The sequence below is a fragment of the Bacterioplanes sp. CLAM21 genome (assembly GCF_059641015.1).
Map to the genome: position 1 here is coordinate 2,801,518 of NZ_CM184929.1, position 21,772 is coordinate 2,823,289.

At 50.6% G+C, this 21,772-nt stretch carries 16 protein-coding genes and 7 tRNA genes; 9 read left to right on the forward strand and 14 right to left on the reverse strand.

Features of this window, described 5'->3' with window-relative positions:
* Positions 1 to 35: 35 nt before the first annotated feature.
* Complete coding sequence (locus tag AC55FS_RS12740) at positions 36 to 1,118, reverse strand: AraC family transcriptional regulator (RefSeq protein ID WP_496932635.1); 1,083 nt, start codon at positions 1,116 to 1,118, stop codon at positions 36 to 38.
* Complete coding sequence (locus AC55FS_RS12745) at positions 1,118 to 2,014, reverse strand: GGDEF domain-containing protein (protein WP_496932636.1); 897 nt, start codon at positions 2,012 to 2,014, stop codon at positions 1,118 to 1,120. Before AC55FS_RS12745 ends, AC55FS_RS12740 begins: the two co-directional genes overlap by 1 nt.
* A gap of 507 nt (positions 2,015 to 2,521) precedes the next feature.
* Here AC55FS_RS12745 and AC55FS_RS12750 point away from each other — a divergent pair.
* From AC55FS_RS12750 to AC55FS_RS12770, 5 genes are all read left to right on the forward strand, one after another.
* Positions 2,522 to 3,136 (forward strand): hypothetical protein, encoded by a 615-nt coding sequence (locus AC55FS_RS12750; protein ID WP_496932637.1) that lies wholly within the window; start codon positions 2,522 to 2,524, stop codon positions 3,134 to 3,136.
* Positions 3,137 to 3,205: 69 nt separating this feature from the next.
* Positions 3,206 to 4,081: a hypothetical protein gene (locus AC55FS_RS12755; protein ID WP_496932638.1), complete on the forward strand. Its 876-nt coding sequence runs from the start codon at positions 3,206 to 3,208 to the stop codon at positions 4,079 to 4,081.
* A gap of 859 nt (positions 4,082 to 4,940) precedes the next feature.
* Positions 4,941 to 7,736 carry a TonB-dependent receptor gene (locus tag AC55FS_RS12760; protein ID WP_496932639.1) on the forward strand — a complete coding sequence of 932 codons (2,796 nt, stop codon included), beginning with the start codon at positions 4,941 to 4,943 and terminating at the stop codon, positions 7,734 to 7,736.
* Positions 7,737 to 7,778: 42 nt separating this feature from the next.
* Positions 7,779 to 9,611: a phytase gene (locus AC55FS_RS12765; protein WP_496932640.1), complete on the forward strand. Its 1,833-nt coding sequence runs from the start codon at positions 7,779 to 7,781 to the stop codon at positions 9,609 to 9,611.
* A 185-nt stretch (positions 9,612 to 9,796) separates the two neighbouring features.
* Entirely contained in the window at positions 9,797 to 10,696 is a 900-nt protein-coding gene (locus AC55FS_RS12770) for a DUF2167 domain-containing protein (RefSeq protein WP_496932641.1), read from the forward strand.
* Positions 10,697 to 10,769: 73 nt separating this feature from the next.
* Here AC55FS_RS12770 and AC55FS_RS12775 read toward each other — a convergent pair whose 3' ends face one another.
* The 3 genes from AC55FS_RS12775 to AC55FS_RS12785 all read right to left on the reverse strand — a co-directional run bounded on the left by AC55FS_RS12775 (position 10,770) and on the right by AC55FS_RS12785 (position 12,421).
* Positions 10,770 to 11,303: a GNAT family N-acetyltransferase gene (locus AC55FS_RS12775; RefSeq protein ID WP_496932643.1), complete on the reverse strand. Its 534-nt coding sequence runs from the start codon at positions 11,301 to 11,303 to the stop codon at positions 10,770 to 10,772.
* 364 nt (positions 11,304 to 11,667) lie between these two features.
* Positions 11,668 to 11,755, reverse strand: a tRNA-Ser gene (locus AC55FS_RS12780).
* Between the two features lie 99 nt (positions 11,756 to 11,854).
* On the reverse strand, positions 11,855 to 12,421 hold the full coding sequence (locus AC55FS_RS12785) for a nitroreductase family protein (RefSeq protein WP_496932644.1): 567 nt from the start codon (positions 12,419 to 12,421) through the stop codon (positions 11,855 to 11,857).
* A 205-nt stretch (positions 12,422 to 12,626) separates the two neighbouring features.
* On the opposite strand from AC55FS_RS12785, the gene AC55FS_RS12790 reads away from it, so the two are divergent.
* Positions 12,627 to 14,015: an adenylate/guanylate cyclase domain-containing protein gene (locus AC55FS_RS12790; protein ID WP_496932645.1), complete on the forward strand. Its 1,389-nt coding sequence runs from the start codon at positions 12,627 to 12,629 to the stop codon at positions 14,013 to 14,015.
* A gap of 68 nt (positions 14,016 to 14,083) precedes the next feature.
* Here the strand turns inward: AC55FS_RS12790 and queF are convergent, their stop codons facing one another.
* The 3 genes from queF to AC55FS_RS12805 are packed head-to-tail and all read right to left on the reverse strand — an operon-like array spanning position 14,084 to position 16,620.
* On the reverse strand, positions 14,084 to 14,905 hold the full coding sequence (queF, locus tag AC55FS_RS12795; RefSeq protein WP_496932646.1) for an NADPH-dependent 7-cyano-7-deazaguanine reductase QueF: 822 nt from the start codon (positions 14,903 to 14,905) through the stop codon (positions 14,084 to 14,086).
* 21 nt (positions 14,906 to 14,926) lie between these two features.
* On the reverse strand, positions 14,927 to 15,703 hold the full coding sequence (locus AC55FS_RS12800; RefSeq protein WP_496932647.1) for an ABC transporter permease: 777 nt from the start codon (positions 15,701 to 15,703) through the stop codon (positions 14,927 to 14,929).
* Entirely contained in the window at positions 15,700 to 16,620 is a 921-nt protein-coding gene (locus tag AC55FS_RS12805) for an ABC transporter ATP-binding protein (protein WP_496932649.1), read from the reverse strand. Before AC55FS_RS12805 ends, AC55FS_RS12800 begins: the two co-directional genes overlap by 4 nt.
* 10 nt (positions 16,621 to 16,630) lie before the next feature.
* Here AC55FS_RS12805 and AC55FS_RS12810 point away from each other — a divergent pair, with 10 nt between their 5' ends.
* A complete protein-coding gene (locus AC55FS_RS12810; RefSeq protein WP_496932650.1) occupies positions 16,631 to 17,014 on the forward strand; it encodes a PA2817 family protein in 384 nt (127 codons plus the stop codon).
* A 293-nt stretch (positions 17,015 to 17,307) separates the two neighbouring features.
* Here the strand turns inward: AC55FS_RS12810 and AC55FS_RS12815 are convergent.
* From AC55FS_RS12815 to AC55FS_RS12840, 6 genes are all read right to left on the reverse strand, one after another.
* Positions 17,308 to 17,383 (reverse strand) — tRNA-Gly (locus tag AC55FS_RS12815).
* Between the two features lie 3 nt (positions 17,384 to 17,386).
* A tRNA-Glu gene (locus AC55FS_RS12820) sits at positions 17,387 to 17,462 on the reverse strand.
* A gap of 787 nt (positions 17,463 to 18,249) precedes the next feature.
* Positions 18,250 to 18,325 (reverse strand) — tRNA-Gly (locus AC55FS_RS12825).
* A 3-nt stretch (positions 18,326 to 18,328) separates the two neighbouring features.
* Positions 18,329 to 18,404, reverse strand: a tRNA-Glu gene (locus AC55FS_RS12830).
* 77 nt (positions 18,405 to 18,481) lie between these two features.
* A tRNA-Gly gene (locus tag AC55FS_RS12835) sits at positions 18,482 to 18,557 on the reverse strand.
* 23 nt (positions 18,558 to 18,580) lie between these two features.
* A tRNA-Glu gene (locus tag AC55FS_RS12840) sits at positions 18,581 to 18,656 on the reverse strand.
* 195 nt (positions 18,657 to 18,851) lie between these two features.
* On the opposite strand from AC55FS_RS12840, the gene AC55FS_RS12845 reads away from it, so the two are divergent.
* A complete protein-coding gene (locus tag AC55FS_RS12845; RefSeq protein WP_496932651.1) occupies positions 18,852 to 19,598 on the forward strand; it encodes a hypothetical protein in 747 nt (248 codons plus the stop codon).
* Between the two features lie 104 nt (positions 19,599 to 19,702).
* Positions 19,703 to 21,766: a response regulator gene (locus AC55FS_RS12850; protein WP_496932652.1), complete on the forward strand. Its 2,064-nt coding sequence runs from the start codon at positions 19,703 to 19,705 to the stop codon at positions 21,764 to 21,766.
* The last annotated feature ends 6 nt before the right edge of the window (positions 21,767 to 21,772 follow it).

A 21,772-nucleotide genomic window follows, 5' to 3' on the forward strand; every position in this document is an offset into this window, starting at 1 on the left:
TCATAACAGCGTGAGCGAAATAGTATTAACAAACGCTAACTGAACAGCATTTTAATTCTATGTTTACTGGCGCTGGGCGTCATGCCACACCAGCGTTTATAAGCGCGGCGAAAGTTGGCTATATCGCTAAAGCCTAAATCGGCAGCCACTTGCTCATTACTCCAGCCACACACATGAAAACGATACTGACACTGCTGTAAACGCATCTGATCTTGTAATTGCTGAAAACTACTGTGATGTTTCTTTAATTTGCGCTTACACGTCGCCGCACTGATACCTAACCATTGTGCCAACTCTTCTAATGAGGCAGCCCTATGCTGGTGCAAAAAACGACTGGCGACGACCAACAGACCATCGGCAGGACGATCTTGCTGACGACTGCGATGCAAGGCAGCCGCTTGTGCTGTTGGTGGTGATTCGACGTGCCAAGCCTGCTCAAGAAAATCTCGCTCAATAAGCATTAAATGACTGCCAACATCAAAAAACACGGTACTTCCTAAATGCACCTGATATTGCTCAATATATCTGGGCTCACTATGCGCAAAACCGATGCGCCATGGCCATGGCTGGCCGCTGCGCCAACGGCAGAATGCCACCAAACCTGTGATATACGCTTCGGCGACAAAGCTCGATTGCTGACCGAGGCCGTAATTATCCTGCCAACTGATCATGCAATAGCGCTGATCCGATTGCAGCACGGGAGTCATTAACGGACACAGCTCGCGGCTAAATTCCTGCATCCGTGCAAGGGCTTGTTGGAGATTTTTACTGTCGCGTAAACATTGGCTGGCATCACCGTAATAGCCTGGCCATAACTCATTGCCCCAGCGAAAACTAAGGTCATCGCTGGCGTACAACGCGCGTGCATTTTTAATAAAGGCCAACCATTGATGCACAGACAAACGACAGTCACCCTGCACCACATCCTCATAAAAGAGTCCGCTGCCGGTCAAGTATCGATGACTGCAAAGGCCGCGAGCATTGAGTAAATCCATTAATATGGCAGGCTGTAAATCGGCAGCAAATAACGCATCATCTTGCTCGCTCCAACGAACAGATGGGTTATGAATTAACAGCCCAGACGGGGCGGCTCTAACACTCCACGACAGAGGTGGCATCAGGCCGCCCTAGTCTTAACTGAATCACGCATTAAAGCGTCATTGGCGGACTTGAGATGCTGCAAAGGCGTCTGTCCTGGACGCGCCATCACCACCCCTATGCGCAGGGTTTGAAAACAGCTACTGCCATCGTCTGTTTTAAAGGCGAAACAGCCAACAGCCCGGCGCAGCTCCTGCGCTAACCGCCTAGCATCAAAGTGGTGCGTATGAGGCAATAACAGCACAAATCGATCACCGGCATAGCGGCACAACAGATCACCGTCGCGGCCATTGAGTAACACCAACTCGCTCAACTGGCGTAACAAACGATCACCCTGGCGATGGCCATAACGGCGATTAAAACTAGCGAAGTCGACCAGATCAAACATCACAATGGCCAGTGGTGTTTGTTGTGCCAACAGTGTCAGTTGTTGCTTTAAATACTCAGCTTGGCCCAGTTGTGTTAGTGGATCCCATAAACGATGCTCACGAAACAATAATTCACGGCCACGCAGTTGACAGTTGATGGCCAGTTGTTCTCGATGCCAGTGATACAAGCCATAAGTGAGTAGTGCGATGCCCACCGGCATAGCAACAGACTCAAGCCAGGTCGGCCATAAAGTCGTTGCCGGCAAGCGCAAGAATTCATCGAGCGCATCTAGCCAAAAAGACAAAAACATAAAGCCCAACCCTAAGGTCAGCCAGTTGGTGACGCGCCCTGGCGGGCGACTGGCCAAAATCAACAGAATCCAAACGGCCAAAGCCATGGCACTGCCGCCTTCTCCTAACACATCCAACCAGTCGATGGCTGACTGCTGCTTGGCATTGCCCAACCACAGCGCCGCCACTAATGAGCCCCACCAAAGACCGAATATAAGCCCCAGCTTTTGACGATGGAGGGTTAGGGTATCGAGCATATTCTGTCCATCTATCAGAGAATGGCCTGACTTATTACCAGCCATAGATGACAGCGGCATGACAATAACATGGGCGAGTTCTGCTCAGCACCGGGCTCACTAAGATAAAAGTGAGCAACATAGCCGACCTTGTCACCCTAAGGGGCTGCTACGAAGGAAAACGTTAACTGCCAGCTAACCCTGGACATATCTAGAGCATCCGCGCGTCAGCCACATCAAATATCGATGCGATGTAGCGAACCAGGTCACCGTGCTCAACGCGGTCAGCCGACCCTGCCTAGTGACGTAACACCCAAGCGACCAAGTCACACTGCTAATGAGTCATCGAGTTTGGCAGCAACAACCTGTAGCACCTTCAGAACAACACTCACTGCGCCAAAGTGGAAAAAATGCGACACACTTCGCACAGATCGTTTTTTGCACAAATTTATATTTCTTTCTAACAGCATATCTTTATACTCGCGCGCCTCTCTATCCACTCCTCAAGTGCACCGGGACAGTATCGATATGAATAAAGTGCTTGTTTCTTTGGCCGCTATTGCGTCATTAACCGCTTGTGGCGGTGGTAGTGGTGGCAGCTCTGACAGTTCAGACACCAAATCAAGCTCGTCATCAAAAGCAGAGTATCGTGTCACAGGAAGCAGTTATTCTGCACTTAACGTGAGTTCCAATGCCGTGCGTATTAGCAGCATCAAAGTTGAAGGCAATGCCGAATACACCTTCAACGATGGCAAGAATACTGTTCAAGTACACGCCAATATCGACGATGGCGAATTTATCGTTGAGATCGATGGCGAGTTTGGCACCTTTGCCGATGACAACGCCCAAATCCGCTTAGTGTTCTCAGATGATAACGTCAGCAGCCGCGATCTATTGCAAGACAGCAGTGATATCTACAATGGTGTCATTTACGACAACCTGGATGACATAAGCAGAACACAGGGCCTTCGTACTCTCTGCCAATACGAGAGCTTAAGCAAAGTAACCTGCGGCAAAGTTTCAGTCGACCTGAGCCAATACGAAACTCAGCTCCCCGCTCACATGAACTTGCATGCATTAAGCTGCGACGCTGAAAAGAATGTGTGTCAGTACGGCGCCTATGTACGCTTGCAGCTGAACTAGGCCCAGATATCAACTTCGCTGGGGTTTTGTACCTGGCGAGCCCCGACTCATTGCTAAGTGAAAACCAATATGAAAACGAACAATTTTGCTTTTATCGCCATACTGTCACTGTCTTTAGCAGCCTGCGGCGGCGGTGGCAGTTCTTCCTCTAGTTCGTCTGATACAGAGCAAACAGACACAACGCCTACGCCTGAAGTACAACCCAGCAATTTCTGTGAAGCGGTGGATAACACCATATTTATCGCCGAGGGCAGTCAATGCACATTAACTGCCGAGCAAAAAGACAAGCTGCCGATTCCGGTAGATAGCGATCTAGCCAGTTGCAGCAACGGCCGGGTACAGATTGGTGGTTTTCAAGCAGGCAGCATCACAGGTAATGAGTTCTCAGTGCGCTGTGAAGAGCAGGAGCTTGATCTTTCAGCCTATCGTGTGACCAGCACCGACGATATCGACACCACAGACAAGAGTCCTTTTGACCTTTTCGTCAGCTTCGACCGCGTCACCGCAGAGGGCAATGCAGAAGTCATTATTGACCAAGGCATTTCCTACCCCCAGGTTCACGCCAATATGAAAAATGGTGAATTTTGGTTCTTTGTCGAATCATCCGACTTTGGCTCCTCACTGTTACTCGATCCAGAACGGGATAAACTCACCAGCGTGATAATGCTGTACACTGGCCCAGAGGTAGAAACTCGTTCTTTGATCGACAATGGCTTCAGCGGCATACCCGGCGTTATTTTTAACGATGCCGTTAACATTGACGACGTCCTTAAGGTCAAGTGCACCTACCTCAGTCTTGATAGTGTAATTTGTGGGAACATCCCGGTGGATTTATCCACGCAAGCTTCGACACTGCCAGCGATCCTTAAGGTTCACTTTTTGGGTTGCCACGGCCAAAGCTACGAATGCAAATCAGGCATTTCATTGCCAGTGCAATTTAACTAGAGACCTTGAATAATTGTGCGCAGGTGCAGCAGGCTTTCATATAAAGACGGCAATGGCATAACATGCCCGCCTCGTTTGAACACCAATAACGACGTTATGAAAACCTGCCCCAACGCACGATGAAAATCCGTTTATATTTCCGCCTTAAGTAGTGGCCGGCTTTAGCAACGGGCCCGTTTCGTGGCCCAAGAGCCTGTAGCGAATGATTCTGACGTCTTCAGTAACGTATGGATGTCTGCTGCATTCTTATCCTCCCCCCCCCCTTTCTGTAAAACCACAGCCTCCTTCCAAACACCCGCAGGTTGTCGGGCCGTGCTTTAGACATAGCATATGCAAGCTTATAGAAAGCAGGAAATCGACATACCATCGAAAAGTAAACTGCTCTGATCAGTAGCGATAGAGTCAAGCAGGCTATATAAGCCTTTGCGGCAAGCACAGGAATTTATCAAGCATATTCTGTGCATCTATCAGAGAATGGCCTGACTTATTAGCAGCCTTGGATGACCGTGGCTTGGTGGTACCAGGGGTTAAATTAGCTCAGCTGTATACGCGATATTATTTAAAAAGCACAGATACTAACCAAATATAACCATCAACAATGGAGCAATTTAAGACAGGTAAGCCTGCTCTACGAACCCGAAAACAACCATTAGCATCAGCCTTATCAGAGCCGCAGCAACATCGTCTTTAGCGACATAATTCCGCAACCAGGTAGAGGTCAAATAAGCTCATAAACCCGCAAACATGGCACCGAGGTCGCAGAACTGACGCTTATTCATTGGCAAGGGTCACAGAACTGACATAGTAATTATCTAGCGTCGCCCGTCACTATTTTTCGACAGCAAGAGGACTCTAGTATATGCACTTCCCCTGTAAATTCACGGCAATGCTGGCTGCCTTATCAGCGGCCATAGCAGCTAGTGAAGCCGCTGCCGATGGCATTCTCGAGGGCCGCTTAATCAGTGAGCATGGTATTGCTCACTATCAGGGTGCCGTCATTCGCATTGAAGAGCTCAAGCGAGAAACCCTGGTAGGCCAAGGTGGGCGCTTTCGTTTGCCCGGACTGGCAGCGGGCGTGTATACCCTGACCGTCTCATTGGGGCAGCAACGTCTGCAACAACACCGTGTGAATATCAGTAATGAACAGACCACCTATAGCGACATACAGCTCAATGAGGATGTCAGGCTGGAGCAAGTGCTGGTTATCGGTCAGGCCGCTCAGTTACAACGGGCATTAGATCGCCAGCGCTACGCTGATAACCTAGTCAATGTCATTAATGCTGACGCCATCGGCCAACTGCCAGACAGCAATGCCGCCGAAGCGCTGCAACGCATGCCTGGCATTTCCATTGAGCGCGACCAGGGAGAGGGACGTTTTGTACGGGTACGTGGTATCAGCCCAGAGTTAAACTCGGTGACGGTAAATGGCACCCAGTTGCCGGCAGCACAGGCCGGCCGGCGCGCTGTTGCCCTCGATGTCCTGCCAGCCGACCTCATTAGCTCTCTGGTGGTCAGCAAAGTATTAACAGCGGATATGGATGCCAATGCGATTGGCGGCAGCATTGAAGTGGAAAGCCTATCGGCTTTAGATCGTGATGGTTTTTTTTACACCCTCAGAGGTGAAGCCAGCTACGACGATATGACCGAGCAAACCAGCCCAGCCTATGCCATCACCGGCGGCAACACCTTCGAGTGGGGCGCACATCGGCGTCTCGGCATCGCCAGTGCATTCTCTTACGATCAGCACAAATTTGGATCGGACAATATTGAAACCGGTGCCGCCTGGGTATTTGAAGAAAATAGCGCAGCCCTGCAGCAACTTGAGCAACGTGACTACAGCATCGAACGTGAACGCCTAGGCGCTGCTTTAAATATCGATTTCCAGCTGAACAGCCAACACAATTTTTTCTGGCGTTCACTGTACAGTTCGTTTCGCGATGACGAACTGCGTTTAGCCAACAGCATTGAGTTTGGTGAACTCACTAGCCGCGACGATGAGCCAGGTCAGTTTGAATTCGATAACAAAGCCCGCCGCCCAGGAGAAACTGGGCTGGCTGAGATTAAACGTGAATTAAAAGATCGCCAAGAAACACAACGAATCGTTGCCACTAGCCTCGGCGGAGAACATTATCTAGGTGCCTGGACAGTCGAATATGCCTTAGCCTATAGCCAAGCCGAAGAAGACGAGCCGAATTCCATCGATGGTGCAGTGTTCAGCCAGCAAAACTTGGCTGGCATGGGGTTTTACAATAGCCGCAAGCCTCGTTTAATCACCAGCTCTGGCTATATTGATGCTAACTTCTACCAGTTGGATGAGATCGAATACTCTGAATCACTGGCAAAAGATTCACAGTACAGCGTTCAATTAGATATCAGTCGTGATCTTTTTTTCGGCCATTTTCCGGTTTTATTAAAAGCTGGAATAAAAGCCACTGAACGTGAAAAGAACCAAGACGTTGAGCAATACCTGTTCCAGGACTTCAGCGAACATGGTGTCGGTGCAGAGCAGCTGCTGCTCAGTCATTATGCCAGCTCCAGTCCTGACTATAGCTTAGGACGTTTTGGCCCTGGTATTAGCGAATCAGGCATACGTTCCATACTAACGGCGTTAAATAAAGATGATTTTTATAATGAACAAGCCTCCCGCGTCGCCAGCTACGACATTGACGAGCAAATTCATGCAGCCTACCTCATGGGCCGCATCGAGATTAACAATTGGCTGGTATTAGCTGGCCTGCGTTATGAAGAGACACAGCAGGATTTTAGCGGCACCCAGTTAAATCAAGACGAACAACTGACTAGGCTTAAAGATAAGCAGCGATACAGCCATAATCTGCCATCGCTTCACCTACGTTATGAATGGCACAACGACACCCAGCTGCGCATGTCCTGGAGCAACGCCGTAGTAAGGCCAACATTTGAGCAAATGTCACCCAGCTTTGTTGATAAAGGCGACGAAGCCGAGCTGGGCAACACCCAGCTAAATGCCATGCAAGCCAGCAATATTGATTTGAGCCTTGAACATTTCATGGACTCGACTGGCGCCGCATCAGCAGGACTCTTTTACAAAGACATCGACGACTTTATTTTTGCAACCGACCTGGCTGGATCATCAGAGCGATGGCAGGGTTACGACCAAGTAGCCAGCTATCGTAATGGCAATACCGCCAGCATTAAAGGATTGGAGCTGGCCTATTCACAAAAACTGAGTCATCTACCCGCTCCCTTTGATGGGCTTTTAGTCGCAGCAAATATCACATGGAGCAACTCCCACGCTGAAATCCTTAGCTATCAGCAAGGTGAATCCAGTCGTCGAACCATAGACCTTCCGAATCAATCGGATGTGACAGGCAATCTAGTGATCGGCTATGAAAAGAACGGCTTAATGTTGCGCCTAGCCAGTAACTATAAGTCCGACTACTTACTAGAAGTAGAAGATTTAACGTCTAGCCAGGGGGATGTTTATCAAAGCGCACACATGCAAATTGATGCCAGCACTGCCTACAACATTAACGATCAGCTAAAAGTCAGCTTTGATATTTCCAATCTTGGTGACGAGCCCTACTACAGCTACCAACACCAGTCGCGCTACAACGCCCAATACGAAGAATACGGCCCGACGTATCGCATCGGCCTAAGTTACAGCCATTTTTAACTGTACCGATTTAGAGGAAGGTCGCTTAAGGCCAAATACACTATGAAATATTTAAACAAGCTATTGTTATCCTCCGCCATTGCCATGGCATTGCTGACAGCCTGTGCCAGTAACAGGCTGATCCCAGTCACACAACCAGAAGTATCTGGCGACTATATCAGCCACCATAACGGCCAATGGCTTAGCATCAGCAGGGACGACAGTACCCGCTTCAACACAGAAAAAATCGCGAGTATTTCTGCTGAATACCTGGATCAACGCCATCATAACGGCCAACCCAGCTGGCTGACACTCAACCACAAGCATCAACTGGTATTTATTCAACAACAGCACCAATGGCGCATTAGGGCATCGAACGCACTCGACACTGCCATCGAAGGCTTGTGTTTGTATCAGCCAGGTCCAGAGCAAGGTTTGCAGGCATTTTTATTAACCGAGGATCACCAAGCGCTACAAGTGCTATTACAGCCCCAACAGGATCAGCTAAAAATAACACTACTGCGCACCCTGCCATTGCCAGGCGCCAGTGAGTTTTGTGTGGTGGATGATCAAAATAATGCTCTGTATGTGACCGAAGAGCAGATCGGTTTATGGCGCTATGATGCTCGAGCCGAAAGTGACCTTCGTCGCCAAGTTGTCGCCATGGTCCAGCCCCATGGGCCATTGCATCAGGTTGGGCCGCTCGCCCGCTACCAGGAGCACATCTATATGGCACCTAAAGGCGGCGATCAACTGTATCATTTTCATCACGATCGACTGCAACAGCAGTGGTACATTCCTACCCTTGCCGCCGACGGCTTAGCCATCGCGAGTTCAGATAATCATTTAAACGCTTTGCTATTGGACGAAAATACGCACAGCTGGCAAGCCATTAAACTACCGAAACCAAGCTCAGCAACAGCTGGCACTAGCATTGTTGAAATTAAACCCAGCGCTGAAACTGACCCTGTCACATCGATGGGCGATGCCGCCGATGACCCGGCGATCTGGGTACATCCCTCTCGTCAACAAGACAGCCGCATTTTAGCCACCGACAAACAATATGGTTTGTGGGTCTACGATTTACAGGGCAAAACCATCCAGCAGCTCGCCGTTGGACGCGTCAATAATGTCGACCTACGGTCTGGTTTTACCTTACAAGGCCAGGCGATGGATATTGCCGCCGCCAGTCAGCGTGATCATGCCGCCATCGCGTTATTTTCCATTCAGCCACACAGTGGTGAGGTTTCACTCGTTAGCGAAATTACCACGGATTTAGATAACGTATACGGACTGTGCATGTATCGCGGCAACCATAACGCGATGTACGTTTTTATTAATGACGAAGACGGCCGTTACCAGCAGTGGCACATCCGTGACAGTGAGCAAGGCTGGCACGCCAGCAAGGTGCGTGAATTTGCCCTAGCCTCTCAACCAGAAGGCTGCAGCGGCGACGACGTTCGTCGACAATTATTTTTGGCAGAAGAAAATACAGCGTTATACGTCATGGACGCAGAGCCCAGCGGCAGCGATAAGCTGACCGTCATCGGCCGTGTTAACGATGGCTGGCTGCACGCCGATATTGAAGGCATGGAAGTGTACGACAACGGCCAAAACGCCTATTTACTGGTCTCTAGCCAGGGCAACGATAGCTTTGTGCTCTACAGTGCCAAGCCGCCTTACCAGCCGCTAACGCGCTTTCGTATTGGCATGAATCTCGACAACAATATCGATGGTGCATCAGAAACCGACGGCTTAACCGTCACCAGCGCCAATCTTGGGCCTGGCTATGAGCAAGGCCTGATGGTGGTGCAAGATGGGCGTAATTTACTGCCAAAGCAGCGTCAAAATTTCAAACTGGTGCCCTGGCAAGCGGTAGTTGAGTTGTTGCCCTAACAAACAGGCGGGCACCAGCTACCCTACACAGCATGGTGTCATGCCTACCCTGCAATCATTTTCGCTCCAGAGCTTACTGCTGCACATTGCCAAAACTGGTCGATTTTCATACAATCGCGCCCCCTCACGTAACTAGCCCCCTTTTTGCTTGTTACGTAATTTGACCTCATTTTCTCGAGACCACTATGAAAATCCTCACCATGGCCTTAGGGCTGGTTCTATCTATAAACCTGTTTGCTCAGGAAACAGAATTAAACGCTGAAGACATTGCTGCCTATCAGCACATTCAAGACGTCATTGACTCGCTAACGCCTATTCATGGTGAGGTCGACCTTGGCAATGGCTTAGCCACATTATCTGTTCCAGACAATTTCTACTATTTAGCACCCTCAGATAGTCAGAAAGTACTGGTTGATCTTTGGGGGAATCCTCCATCCGAACCTGGTTTAGGCATGATTCTGCCATCAGAGTATTCACCGTTAGAAGCGGCCGGCTGGGCGGTTACTATTGACTATCGCGAAGAAGGTTACGTGTCAGATGAAGACGCCGCTGGTATCGATTACGATGAGATGCTGAAACAGATGAAGAAAGATACTCGAACATCGAGTGCCGCTCGTAAAAAAGCAGGTTATGAGGGTATTGAACTGATTGGCTGGGCAGCCACACCCTACTACGACGCAGAGGAAAAAAAACTGCATTGGGCCAAAGAGCTGGCATTTGAGGGCATGGACACACATACCCTGAACTACAGCATCCGCGTACTAGGCCGCCAAGGAGTTCTAGAGCTCAATTTCGTTGCTGGCATGGCACAACTCGACGAAATCAATGCCAACCTCGAACCCGTCTTGGCCATGACAAGCTTCAATGACGGGAATCGCTACAGTGACTTTAACCCTGACGTCGATAAAGTTGCAGCATACGGTATAGGCGCCCTGGTAGCAGGCAAGGTCTTAGCTAAAACAGGATTTTTTGCCTTGCTACTGGTATTTTTGAAAAAATTCTGGGTATTTGCAGCTGTAGGCATTTGGGGAGCCATCAAGCTACTGTTTGGGCAAAAAAAGAAAACTGAAAGCCCTACGCAATAAGAGGTCCCTTTTTTAAAAGAGACCCTTTGATGCAGCTAACGATAAAGTTATTGAGTGGGCATTCTCTATAGCGCTAAGCATAAGTTTGGGACAATTCCTCGACATGCCGCCAACTATACAACCACTCTTTGACTTTTTCTCCATCGCCCGGCGGCTGCCACCATTGGCTTTTGACCGGTTTGCCCGCCAAGCCCTGATAAAACCTCTGCGCCTGCTGGTTATCCGCCAGTACCTCAAGATACAGCCCTTTACTCGCGCAGTTCTGATTAACCCACTCTGCCACGGTGTGCATTAACTGTCGGCCAATGCCCTGACCTTGGTAAGCCGCTGCGACGTGCAAGTTATCGATGAAAGTGCCCAGAGTTTCGTGCTCATCTCCATAAATGCAGATAAAGCCAGCCAAGTCGTCGCCTTCTTCCGTCACCCATATTTTCTGATTGTTTTTTGCGCAGTTAAACTTTTCCTGCCAGGCCTTTAATCTATCAGCAGATACTTGGTTATCTAGGAATTCATCGGACAAGATGCCGCGATAGGCAATGCGCCAACTGTTGGCATGCAGATTTGCTATAGCATCAATATCTTCTATTTGAGCAGGACGAATACGCACAAAATTCCCCAACCAGTGTATTAATGGCTGCCATGATACGAGGGAGTTTATCGAGAGGCTAATCGCGTTTTGGGGTGTGGGGAAGTAAGGGAGGGCAAATGCCCCTTCGACCTCAGGCAGGGTGGTGTTAATCGCTTCGCTCGGTACGAACAACGAGGCTTCTCACCCTACCCTCATTAAAATCTCTTTTTCTCGTTGTCGCGGTGTTGAACAGCCTCTCAGGGTGCTCATTTACTCGCCGGTAAACTCCGTTCCTTCGAAACTGTTCGCCTTGCGACAACATCGCCTCTGAGATTTTAACTTCACCAAATCGCGTACATAAAAAAACCGCGCAGCCGATAGCAAACGCGGTTTCTTGAATCAGTGGCGGTGAGGGAGGGATTCGAACCCTCGATACCTTTCGGTATACACGCTTTCCAGGCGTGCTCCTTCGACCACTCGGACACCTCACCTAAAGTCAGTTCACAGCATGCATGCTGCGCTGATCAGTGGCGGCGAACTATACGCATGTGCTGGGTAGGCGTCAAGCATTGCTGGGTAATTCGTTGTTTTTACTCAGATTTCCCAAGCCAATCGCTAGCAAACTCGGCCACATCCAACTGCGGCGCGGTCTTTAAGCGGCAGTTCACATGGCCGATATAGACAAAACCAACCAAAACGTCGTCCTTGCCAAGACCCAATGCCTCTCTGACGGCCAGGCTGTTCACCATATCGCCGCTGCGCCAGATCGCACCCAAGCCCAACGCCCAGGCGGCGTTCAGCATGTTTTGCACACCGGCACCCGTCGACAAGATTTGCTCATCACGCGGCACCTTATCGTGCTCAGTGACCTGGGTCACAGCGGCGATCACCAAGGGGGCACGATTTAACAGGTTGGCGAACTTAGTTTGCTTCTCTTCAGACAAATTCTGCCAGTCTTTGATGCCATGAAGGAATATGTTGCTTAACTCGCTGCGCCGCTCACCACGAATCAACAGATAACGACTGGGGCGTAGCCAGGCATGATCCGCTGCCCGCAAGGCTGCCTGCAGCAAGATTTCAATCTGCTCTGCAGTGACATCCGGCCCAGTCAGTTGCGGGGCGGAAACGCGTTGGGTCAATACATCAATGGCATTCATCAATTCAGTTCCAGCAAACGAGTGAGTGAGCTATTTTAAAGACTGTCGGCTAACAACAAAACCTGAGGCGAACGGCTTGCATTCTCAACTTCATAATGTTTGCCTGACGCCAAAGCTTGCTGACAACCGGTAATCCCGGTATACAGAGTGGTTTTGCGGCGATAACGCCTTTCGACCATAACGACAACAACCGTGGAATGCGTACATGACCAGTCAGGCTGACGAAGCTCAGTTCAGCGAATCAACGTTGCCCAAGCAAGACTATATGGCCCGCGTACTGGGCTATGGCGTCGCTGCCGCAACGGCAGTGGCCGGTTTTATTGAAGGATATTTTGCTGCCAGTGCACTGCTGGTGATGCTGATTTGCTTGCTGTATCCACACATCGTTTATCTGATCAGCCGCCCGTTTAAGCGCCGTAGAGGCTACACCACGCGTCAACTTTTGATCCACGGTGATGCACTGCTGTGCGGTTTGTTTTTATCCTACATGCAGCTCCCTATGCCGCTGGTGATGCTGTTTTTGATCATGATCAATACCAGTTTTATTATCGTTGGTAGTTTTACCGCCTGGGCATTTTGCATAATCTCGCTGGTATCGGGTGCCGCCATTGGTTACCTGGTGTTTGGCTACAGTATGCCGCCGCGAGTTCCCGACGTGGTGTTTATGACCGCCGCGATTGGTGTCGGCATCCACTTGGCGATTTCAGGCTTTAACAGTAATCGTCAGGCTCGTGACCTGATCCACTTAAAACGCAAGTTCCAGGGCCAGGTGTCGCGCTTTCAAGCCCTCTCCCATCAAGTATCCAAATACGTGGCGCCGCAGATCTGGGAGTCGATTTTCTCGGGCAAGCGCCAGGTTAAGCTGGAGACCCAACGCAAAAAGTTGGTGGTGTTCTTCTCCGATATCGTTGGTTTCACCAGCTTATCTGAGCAAATGGAGGCGGAAGCCTTTACCGAGTTACTGAATACCTATCTGACCGATATGTCGCGCATCGCGTTGAAATACGGCGGCACCATCGACAAGTTTATTGGCGACGGCATCATGATCTTCTTTGGCGACCCACGCACCAAAGGCACCAAGCGCGACGCTTTGGCCTGTGTTGCCATGTCCATTGAAATGCGCCGCCATATGCTCAAACTGCGCAAGCAGTGGGCAGAGCACGGCATGACCGCACCGCTGCAAATACGCATGGGCATCAATACCGGTTACGTCACAGTAGGCAATTTCGGCACCGAAAACCGTATGGATTACACCATTATCGGCAAAGAGGTGAACCTAGCCGCTCGCCTGGAAAGCGAAGCTGAAGCGGGAGAAATTCTGATTTCCCACGAAACCTACGCACTGATCAAAGACAAGATTATTTGCCGCACTCGCGGCACAGCCCAGGTAAAAGGCTTTAGAGATCCTGTGCCTCTGTACCAGGTGGTCGACTACCGCCGTGACCTAGGCGCCAACCCCAGCTTTATCAATCACGATACCGAAGGATTTTCGCTGTATCTGGAATCCGATAAGGTCAAAGACCACGAGCGAGAAAAAGTGGCTGCGGCACTGGAACGTGCTGCCCGCAAACTGCGCAAACAAGTCGACGCTTAATCTTATCGCTCAGCGGCAGAGACAGAGCTCCGCCGCCATCAATCGCACCAAGATTTACTCGATAAAGGCTACTGGCGCGCTAAGCGAAAGTTGATCGCTTCGACACTGGCGTCGCTGCTGCGCATTGGATTGATGTCCAAGCCGCCACGGCGTACGTAACGCGCATAGACGGTTAAAGATTCGGGCTGACAGGCCTGCATTAAATCTAGGTAGGTGCGTTCCACGCACTGCTCGTGAAAATCCTGATGCTGGCGCAGCGAAATGATGTAACGCAGCAAGGCTTCTTCATCGATGCGCTGGCCACGATAATGAATATACACACTGCCCCAATCCGGCTGACCCGTTACTGGGCAATTAGACTTCAACAGATGACTGCACAACCATCCATCAAACTGCCCTTCTGCTAACTGTAACAAACTGGCATCGGGCTGATATTGGCTGACTTCGATGTCGAGCTCATCAATACAGCGCGCCTGAGGCGGTGCCTCGAAGCTGTGCTCAATATCCAGCAAGGTAACTGCAACCGGCTCGCCAGCCGCTTTGCTTAGGTCTCGTTGCATACATTCCAACACCACCTCGGCCTGCTCAAAACGAGTTTGATTAAATGAGTTGAGATACAACTTGAATGACTTAGATTCAATTAAAAACGGACTAGTAGCCGGTATACGAAACTCCGCCATCGCCACCACAGGCTTGCCCCGACCATTCAGCCAAGACACCTCATAAGCATTCCAGATATCGACGCCATGAAATGCCGCCTGGTTACGATCTTGCCCCATCGCTTTCCAGCTTTCCTGGCGGTCGATAGGATACAAGAGTGTGGGATCGTACTGATCCTTATATTCAGACGACTGCCCAAGCGGGTTGTTATCACTGTGCACCGAAGCCATTCTTTTCTCCAACTTATCCATTTATTGCCGCATACCAACACCGCGACGAATCAACCAAACACTGACGCTGGTCAGCACCGCGATAAAGGCCAGCAACATTAAGTAAGCGTGAATAATATCAACATCCGACACCCCTAGCACACCATAGCGAAAGGCGTTGACCAGGTAGAGAATCGGATTTAATGCCGACACCATCTGCCAGAACTCAGGCAGCAGGTTAATTGAATAAAAAACACCGCCCAGATAGGTCAGCGGAGTAATCACAAAGGTCGGGATAATGGAGATATCATCAAACTTGGTGGCAAAGATGGCATTAATAAAACCACCGAGTGAAAACACAATGGCCGACAATAAGATGACGGACACCACCACCCAAGCATTGTGCACATTGAGATCGGTAAACCACAGCGACAGCAGCGTTACTATGATGCCCACCAGCACGCCACGTACCACACCGCCGGCGACAAAACCGGACAAAATCGTCAGCGGGTGCACCGGTGCCACCATCATTTCTTCAACGCTGCGCTGAAACTTATTACTAAAAAACGACGATGCGACATTGCCGTAGGCATTGGTGATGACACTCATCATAATCAGCCCAGGCACAATAAAAGCCATGTAATCGACACCGCCCATATCGCCAATGCGAGAGCCAATCAGATTGCCAAAAATCACAAAATACAGTGTCATGGTGATGGCAGGCGGCAGCAAGGTTTGCTGCCAGATGCGCATAAAGCGTCTGACTTCTTTCACCACTATGGTGCTAAACGCGACGCGCTGCACTGACCATTGATTCATCGCTGTGGCTCCTGTACCAGATGAACAAACAACTCTTCCAACCGGTTCGATTTGGTGCGCATGCTGCGAACAAGCACCTGGTGCTCAGTCAGCACCTGAAACAGGGCATTAAGGTCTTGGCCTTTTTCTACCGTAACTTCCAGGCTATCGCTTGAAGGCTGACACACGTCATAGCCGTTAAGCGCCGGCACTTCTGACAAAGGAGCCGCCAAGTCCAGCACAAAGGTTTCGGTATGCAAGGTCGACAGCAAGGCTCGTGTGCTGGTGCACTGCACAATGTCACCGTGATTGATGATGGCAATATTGCGGCATAACTGCTCAGCTTCTTCCAAATAATGGGTGGTCAACACTATGGTCACCCCTTCATTATTCAACTGCTGCATAAAACGCCACATAGAGCGGCGCAGTTCGATATCCACCCCCGCCGTGGGCTCATCCAGAATCAATACATCGGGCTTATGCACCAGCGCCCGCGCGATCATTAAACGCCGCTTCATACCACCCGATAACATACGCGCAGGCTGATCGCGCTTATCCCACAAATCCAGCGCCTGTAACAGTTCTTGCGTGCGCCCAAGGGCCTCTTGTGTACGCAGACCAAAATAGCCGGCCTGGGTGACCACTATGTCCTGCACCTTTTCGAACTGATTAAAGTTAAATTCTTGCGGCACCACACCCAGTCGCCGCCTTGCTTCGAACAACTGACGATTAACATCAAACCCCATAATGGAAGCAGAACCGGATGTTTTTTGTACCAGACCCGATACAATACCTAATGTGGTCGATTTACCGGCCCCGTTGGGACCCAGCAAGGCGAAAAAGTCGCCCTGCTCCACCGTCAGATCAATGGACTTCAATGCTTCGAAGCCATTGGCATAGACCTTTCGTAACGCGTTTACCTGTAAAGCCGGAGTCATTGTTACACCCATGTCGAATCTGTTAAATCCGCGATCAGCTTACCACTTGCAACTGCTCAAGCAGCTGCAACAGCGACTGCTAAAAGCCAGCGAAGCCATTACCCCAGAGACCATCGCCACCCTGGACAGCATGATTCAGGCGATGGAACAGCAACTACCCGACGTCTATGAGCAAGGCCAGGACTGGCTTAGCCATCTAGCCACTCACCAACCTCAACTGGTACCTGCCATTGAGCGAGACCTATTCTGGTTTTTCGGCGGCAGTTGCCTGCACACCCTGACCGATGAAGAGATAGAGCGCTTTCAACAACTGGATGAGCAGGAAGCCGAAGCCCTAGCGGCTGGCCAAACATTTGATCGCCACATTGCGAAGCAAAATATCTTTGCTGGCTGAGTGGCGAGGCAGGATAGCGAATGACGCGTGGCAACACCAGCCACGCCACCACACCAGACTGTTGCAGTTATCGCCTCTAGGCACCGATTCATAATCGCAATCGGCTAGATACTTAATCTGCAAACACCCCCAATCCTGTCAGTTAACTGAGAACCGGTAATGTGTAACAAGATCGACCGGGCAGCTAGCCACCGGGCTGGCGCCCCAGCTTGCGACGTCACTGATTCCCAAACATAAACTCAAACCCCAGAAACGAAAAAAGCCGACTCATTTCTGAATCGGCTTTTTAAATCTGGAGCGGGAAACGAGATTCGAACTCGCGACCCCAACCTTGGCAAGGTTGTGCTCTACCAACTGAGCTATTCCCGCTAATGGCATCCCCAAGGGGATTCGAACCCCTGTTACCGCCGTGAAAGGGCGGTGTCCTAGGCCTCTAGACGATGGGGACGCATCGCTTAGATGCCGTGCATGATACCCTCATCTATTTGATTTGCAACACTTTTTTTTAAAAAAGTTTCACTCGCTGGAAAGTTCTGACTGAACAACGGGCAACGTAGCGCCCTTTTATCTCACAACCCACAACGAACTCCAAACAACCAGAAATCAGCCCAAGCAGCATAACGAAATCATTGGCTGATGACTTAGCGACTTCAACATCTGACACGCCACAAATATCGACAGCTTTTTCCGCAGGAAAATAGCCGCCAAACTCGCAACCAACAAAAAGCTCAGATGCAAAAAAAGCCGACTCATTTCTGAATCGACTATTAGAATCCGGAGCGGGACAAAAATGTCGGGAACATTTTTGCGAGAGCGTAGCGAGCCCGAAGGGTCGGTATCTGGACGATATCGACACCATAGCCGGGAACATCTTTGCGAGAGCGTAGCGAGCCCAAAGGGTCGGTACAGGTAAGATACCGACACCATAGTCGGAAGCATTTTTGCGAGAGCGCAGCGATCCTAAAGGGTCGGTACAGGTAAGATACCGACACCATAGCCGGGAACATTTTTGCGAGAGCGTAGCGAGCCCGAAGGGTCGGTACAGGTAAGATACCGACCAACTCCGCAACCAATAAAAAAGCCCAGTCAATTGCTTGATTGGGCTTCTAAATTTGGAGTGGGAAACGAGACCGATCGGGCTGGCGCTCCAGCTCGCGACGTCGCTGATTCCCATGCATAAACTCAAACCCCAAAAACGAAAAAGCCGACTCATTTCTGAATCGGCTTTTTAAATCTGGAGCGGGAAACGAGATTCGAACTCGCGACCCCAACCTTGGCAAGGTTGTGCTCTACCAACTGAGCTATTCCCGCTAATGGCATCCCCAAGGGGATTCGAACCCCTGTTACCGCCGTGAAAGGGCGGTGTCCTAGGCCTCTAGACGATGGGGACACACCGTATTGCAGCGCCTAGTGCTGCTTTCCTGATTGCTGACGCTTAGCTTGCGCTACTCCAATTCACATTTGAATTGGAGCGGGAAACGAGATTCGAACTCGCGACCCCAACCTTGGCAAGGTTGTGCTCTACCAACTGAGCTATTCCCGCACTTAATGCATCTTCAAAGAAGATGGCATCCCCAAGGGGATTCGAACCCCTGTTACCGCCGTGAAAGGGCGGTGTCCTAGGCCTCTAGACGATGGGGACGTCTCAATCAAGGAGCGCGCATTCTAGGGGTGAAGCTCAGGGTCGTCAACTCTTTTTTATAACTTTTTTATCATAACTTTCTAAAAACATAAGACCTACGTTCTAACAGGCCAGGCCTAGCCTATTGCAAGCGTTTGCAGCCAGCACAGCTACACTTGTGCCATATCATGGAGATTGCAAGGATTGACGCAACCTATGTCCACACTGGGCTTGGTGATCATTGTCACTATCGTCGCATTGGCTGGCGTTGGCGCCATGGGGTTTCTGCGCCTGCGCGAGCAAAAACGCCTAGAGCGTGCCCGGCAAGCCATTCTATTAACCGATGACATCAGCAAATACGCCGAGGTCTTGTCGACCTTAACGGCGTATTTGAGTAGCAACGCCAAGCAGTTACTGGCACAACAGATACTCTCGATGCAGCAACAACTGTCACTGCTTGGCGTAAAAAGCACTCAATTGGTTAAGCGCGCCGTCAATTTAGCACAGCAAGTCGCTGACCAAGCTCCCAGCAAAACACCACCACCTTTGCCCAAAGACAGCAAACAAGCACAGCGTTTTAGTGAGCAAACACGGCACCTAGGCACATTAGTGAGACAGGCCTATCAACGTGGCCAGATTGACAAAAACACGGCTTCCGCCATCGCCAAAGAGGCCCGCACGCTAAACCTTAAGGTGTGTTATGGCGTTTACGAAAGCAAAGCGCGCGCCGCTTTGGCCATGAACAGCCCTTCTCGAGCCACCCGCTTCGTCGATAAAGCGAAAGCACTGCTGCAGGCCAGCAGTGATGAAATAGCGACATTGAACAAAGCCCTGGAGGCATTGCAGGCCGACGTCAAAGCAGCAATCGCGGAACTGGCCCCCGAAGACACCCCCTCGCGGTTAGAAGCAGGCACCCAGGAGATGGCCGAAAACGAAGAAGCTTGGAAAAAAAAGCACTTTTAATCAACAGGCTATTTCAGCGCCCAGATCGACAGCAGCGGACGGGTTGGATACGATGATGCATACCCTATCAAGGCCTCCCTGGCTATTACGGACAGTCTGCCGTTATGCTCCGCCGTATTAATCGAAAACTAGCCCAGCGCACAGCCTTGCAAGTCAGCGCCCTACTGCTTTTTATTGCACTCTGTTTGGGCGCTTTTAGCCTAGCCAGTACCGCTAAAGCGTTACGACAGCAACTGCAACAAACCCCCGAGCTACTGTTGCAGAGCAATATTCCCGCTTTCACATTAGCCACCTTTAACTATAACGACCGTCTCAATCAGCAACTCAGCGACGGATTAATCAAACACCCCAGTGTACTCAGAGTGTCTGTCATCGATAGCACTGGTGGCGAGCTGGCACATGCATACCGCCACCAGAGCTGCCAAATCAGTGCCATCGAATACGCCATATTTGATGTTCAGGACATTCATATTGCCGACCTGTTTCACCGAGCGACGGCCGTTGGCAAAGTTATCCTACGCTCGGACCCTTGCCCCTTTATAGAAGAGTTTCGCCAAGCCATCATTCACGCCACGGCATACACACTGCTGTTATGCCTGCTGGTTACCGGCTTTATTTACCTCAGCCACCACAGACTCATCAGTCGCCCGTTGCGCCGACTCACCAAAAAAGCCAAGTCCATTGACGATCACCACATTGACCAGCAGACGCTGCAACAATTCCAAAGTCAGCGCGAGGATGAACTGGGCCAGCTAAGCCGCGCGTTTTACCACTTATTAGAAGCACTAACACAACACATCCAACAGCAGCAGCAAGCCGAAGCACAAGTGGCGGAATACTCCGCCAAGCTAGAGCAATTGGTCAGTCGGCGCAGTCAAGCACTGCAGGAAGCCAGTCAGCATCAGGTCAGCAACACAGCACATTTGCACGGTGCCGTTCAATCTGCGCGCCAGCAATTCATTGATGCCACCTGGCAACAACTCGCTAGCGATCAACACCACGACGTGGCAACCGCGCGCGCCTTGTTACAGCACGTTCGTTGGCTAGAAAAAAGTCTGACGCTCAGCGCAGACGCCGACCAAGAAATTGTATTGCACAGCTGGATAGAGCACTCACTGACACACCAAGGCTTGTATCCCTTGGCCATTACACAGCTTCAAGCATCCGATCAGGTGCTACTCATTGCCGAGCCCTTGCACGCCAGCGTACTGATCGGAGTAGCTCACTGCCTAAATGCCAGCGGCGCACCCGCACTCACCTTGCAAGCAGAGGTTAAAGCTATTGAAAATCGTTGCCAGCTGGCGTTTGAGCTTCAAAGTGAGCCCTTTGAGCTGCAACAGCAAGTTACTCTGGCATTGGAACAAGATGTGATGACGACCGAGCAAGGCTTAATGCCAGGTCTGAGCGTTTATCGACAACTGCTTGAGTCGCATGGCGGCTCTCTGCAGCTGGAGTGTGATCACAGCGTACGACTGACCTGGCACCTGCCCTGTCATCAACAAAGCCAGGTACTGCAGCAAGTGCAGTCGGGCTGCCATCAGCCCATAGGGTTAATGATTGCTGATAGTGGCCAGCGCAATAAAGTAAAAACATTGCTGCAGCAATGGCAACTGCCCCATAACCGCTGCCATGAGCCCGATCCTAGCCGCTTAATCATCAGCGATGATTTATCTCATGCACAGCACTCCCGCACCGTCGTGATCGGCCAACAGCTAGCCGAACTGGGCCGCCAATGGACCGCCGCGCAGCTATTATTGGCACTGGCAAAACGCTGCAGCCAACCCTCCCAAGTACAGCGTCAAACCACGGCTCTGGTAGCCGAGGACAACACCATCAGTCGCATGTTGTGCCAGCGCTTCCTTAAAAACCTGGGGGTAAAAGCAGAGTTGGCAGACAATGGTTTGCATGCGTTGGAGATGGCACGTGAGCGCAGCTTTGATGTGATCTTAATGGACTGCCAAATGCCCATCATGGATGGCTTTGAAGCCACCCGACAAATTCGCCGCGCCTCGCTTAACCAGGATACGCCCATCATTGCACTAACCGGCCTAAGCGGGGAAGGCGAACGCCAGGATTGCCTCAACGCCGGCATGAATGACTTTATTGGCAAACCCTTTACCCAGGTGCAGGTACATTCGGCGTTACTGCAATGGCTAGATGGCGCTTGATCAAAA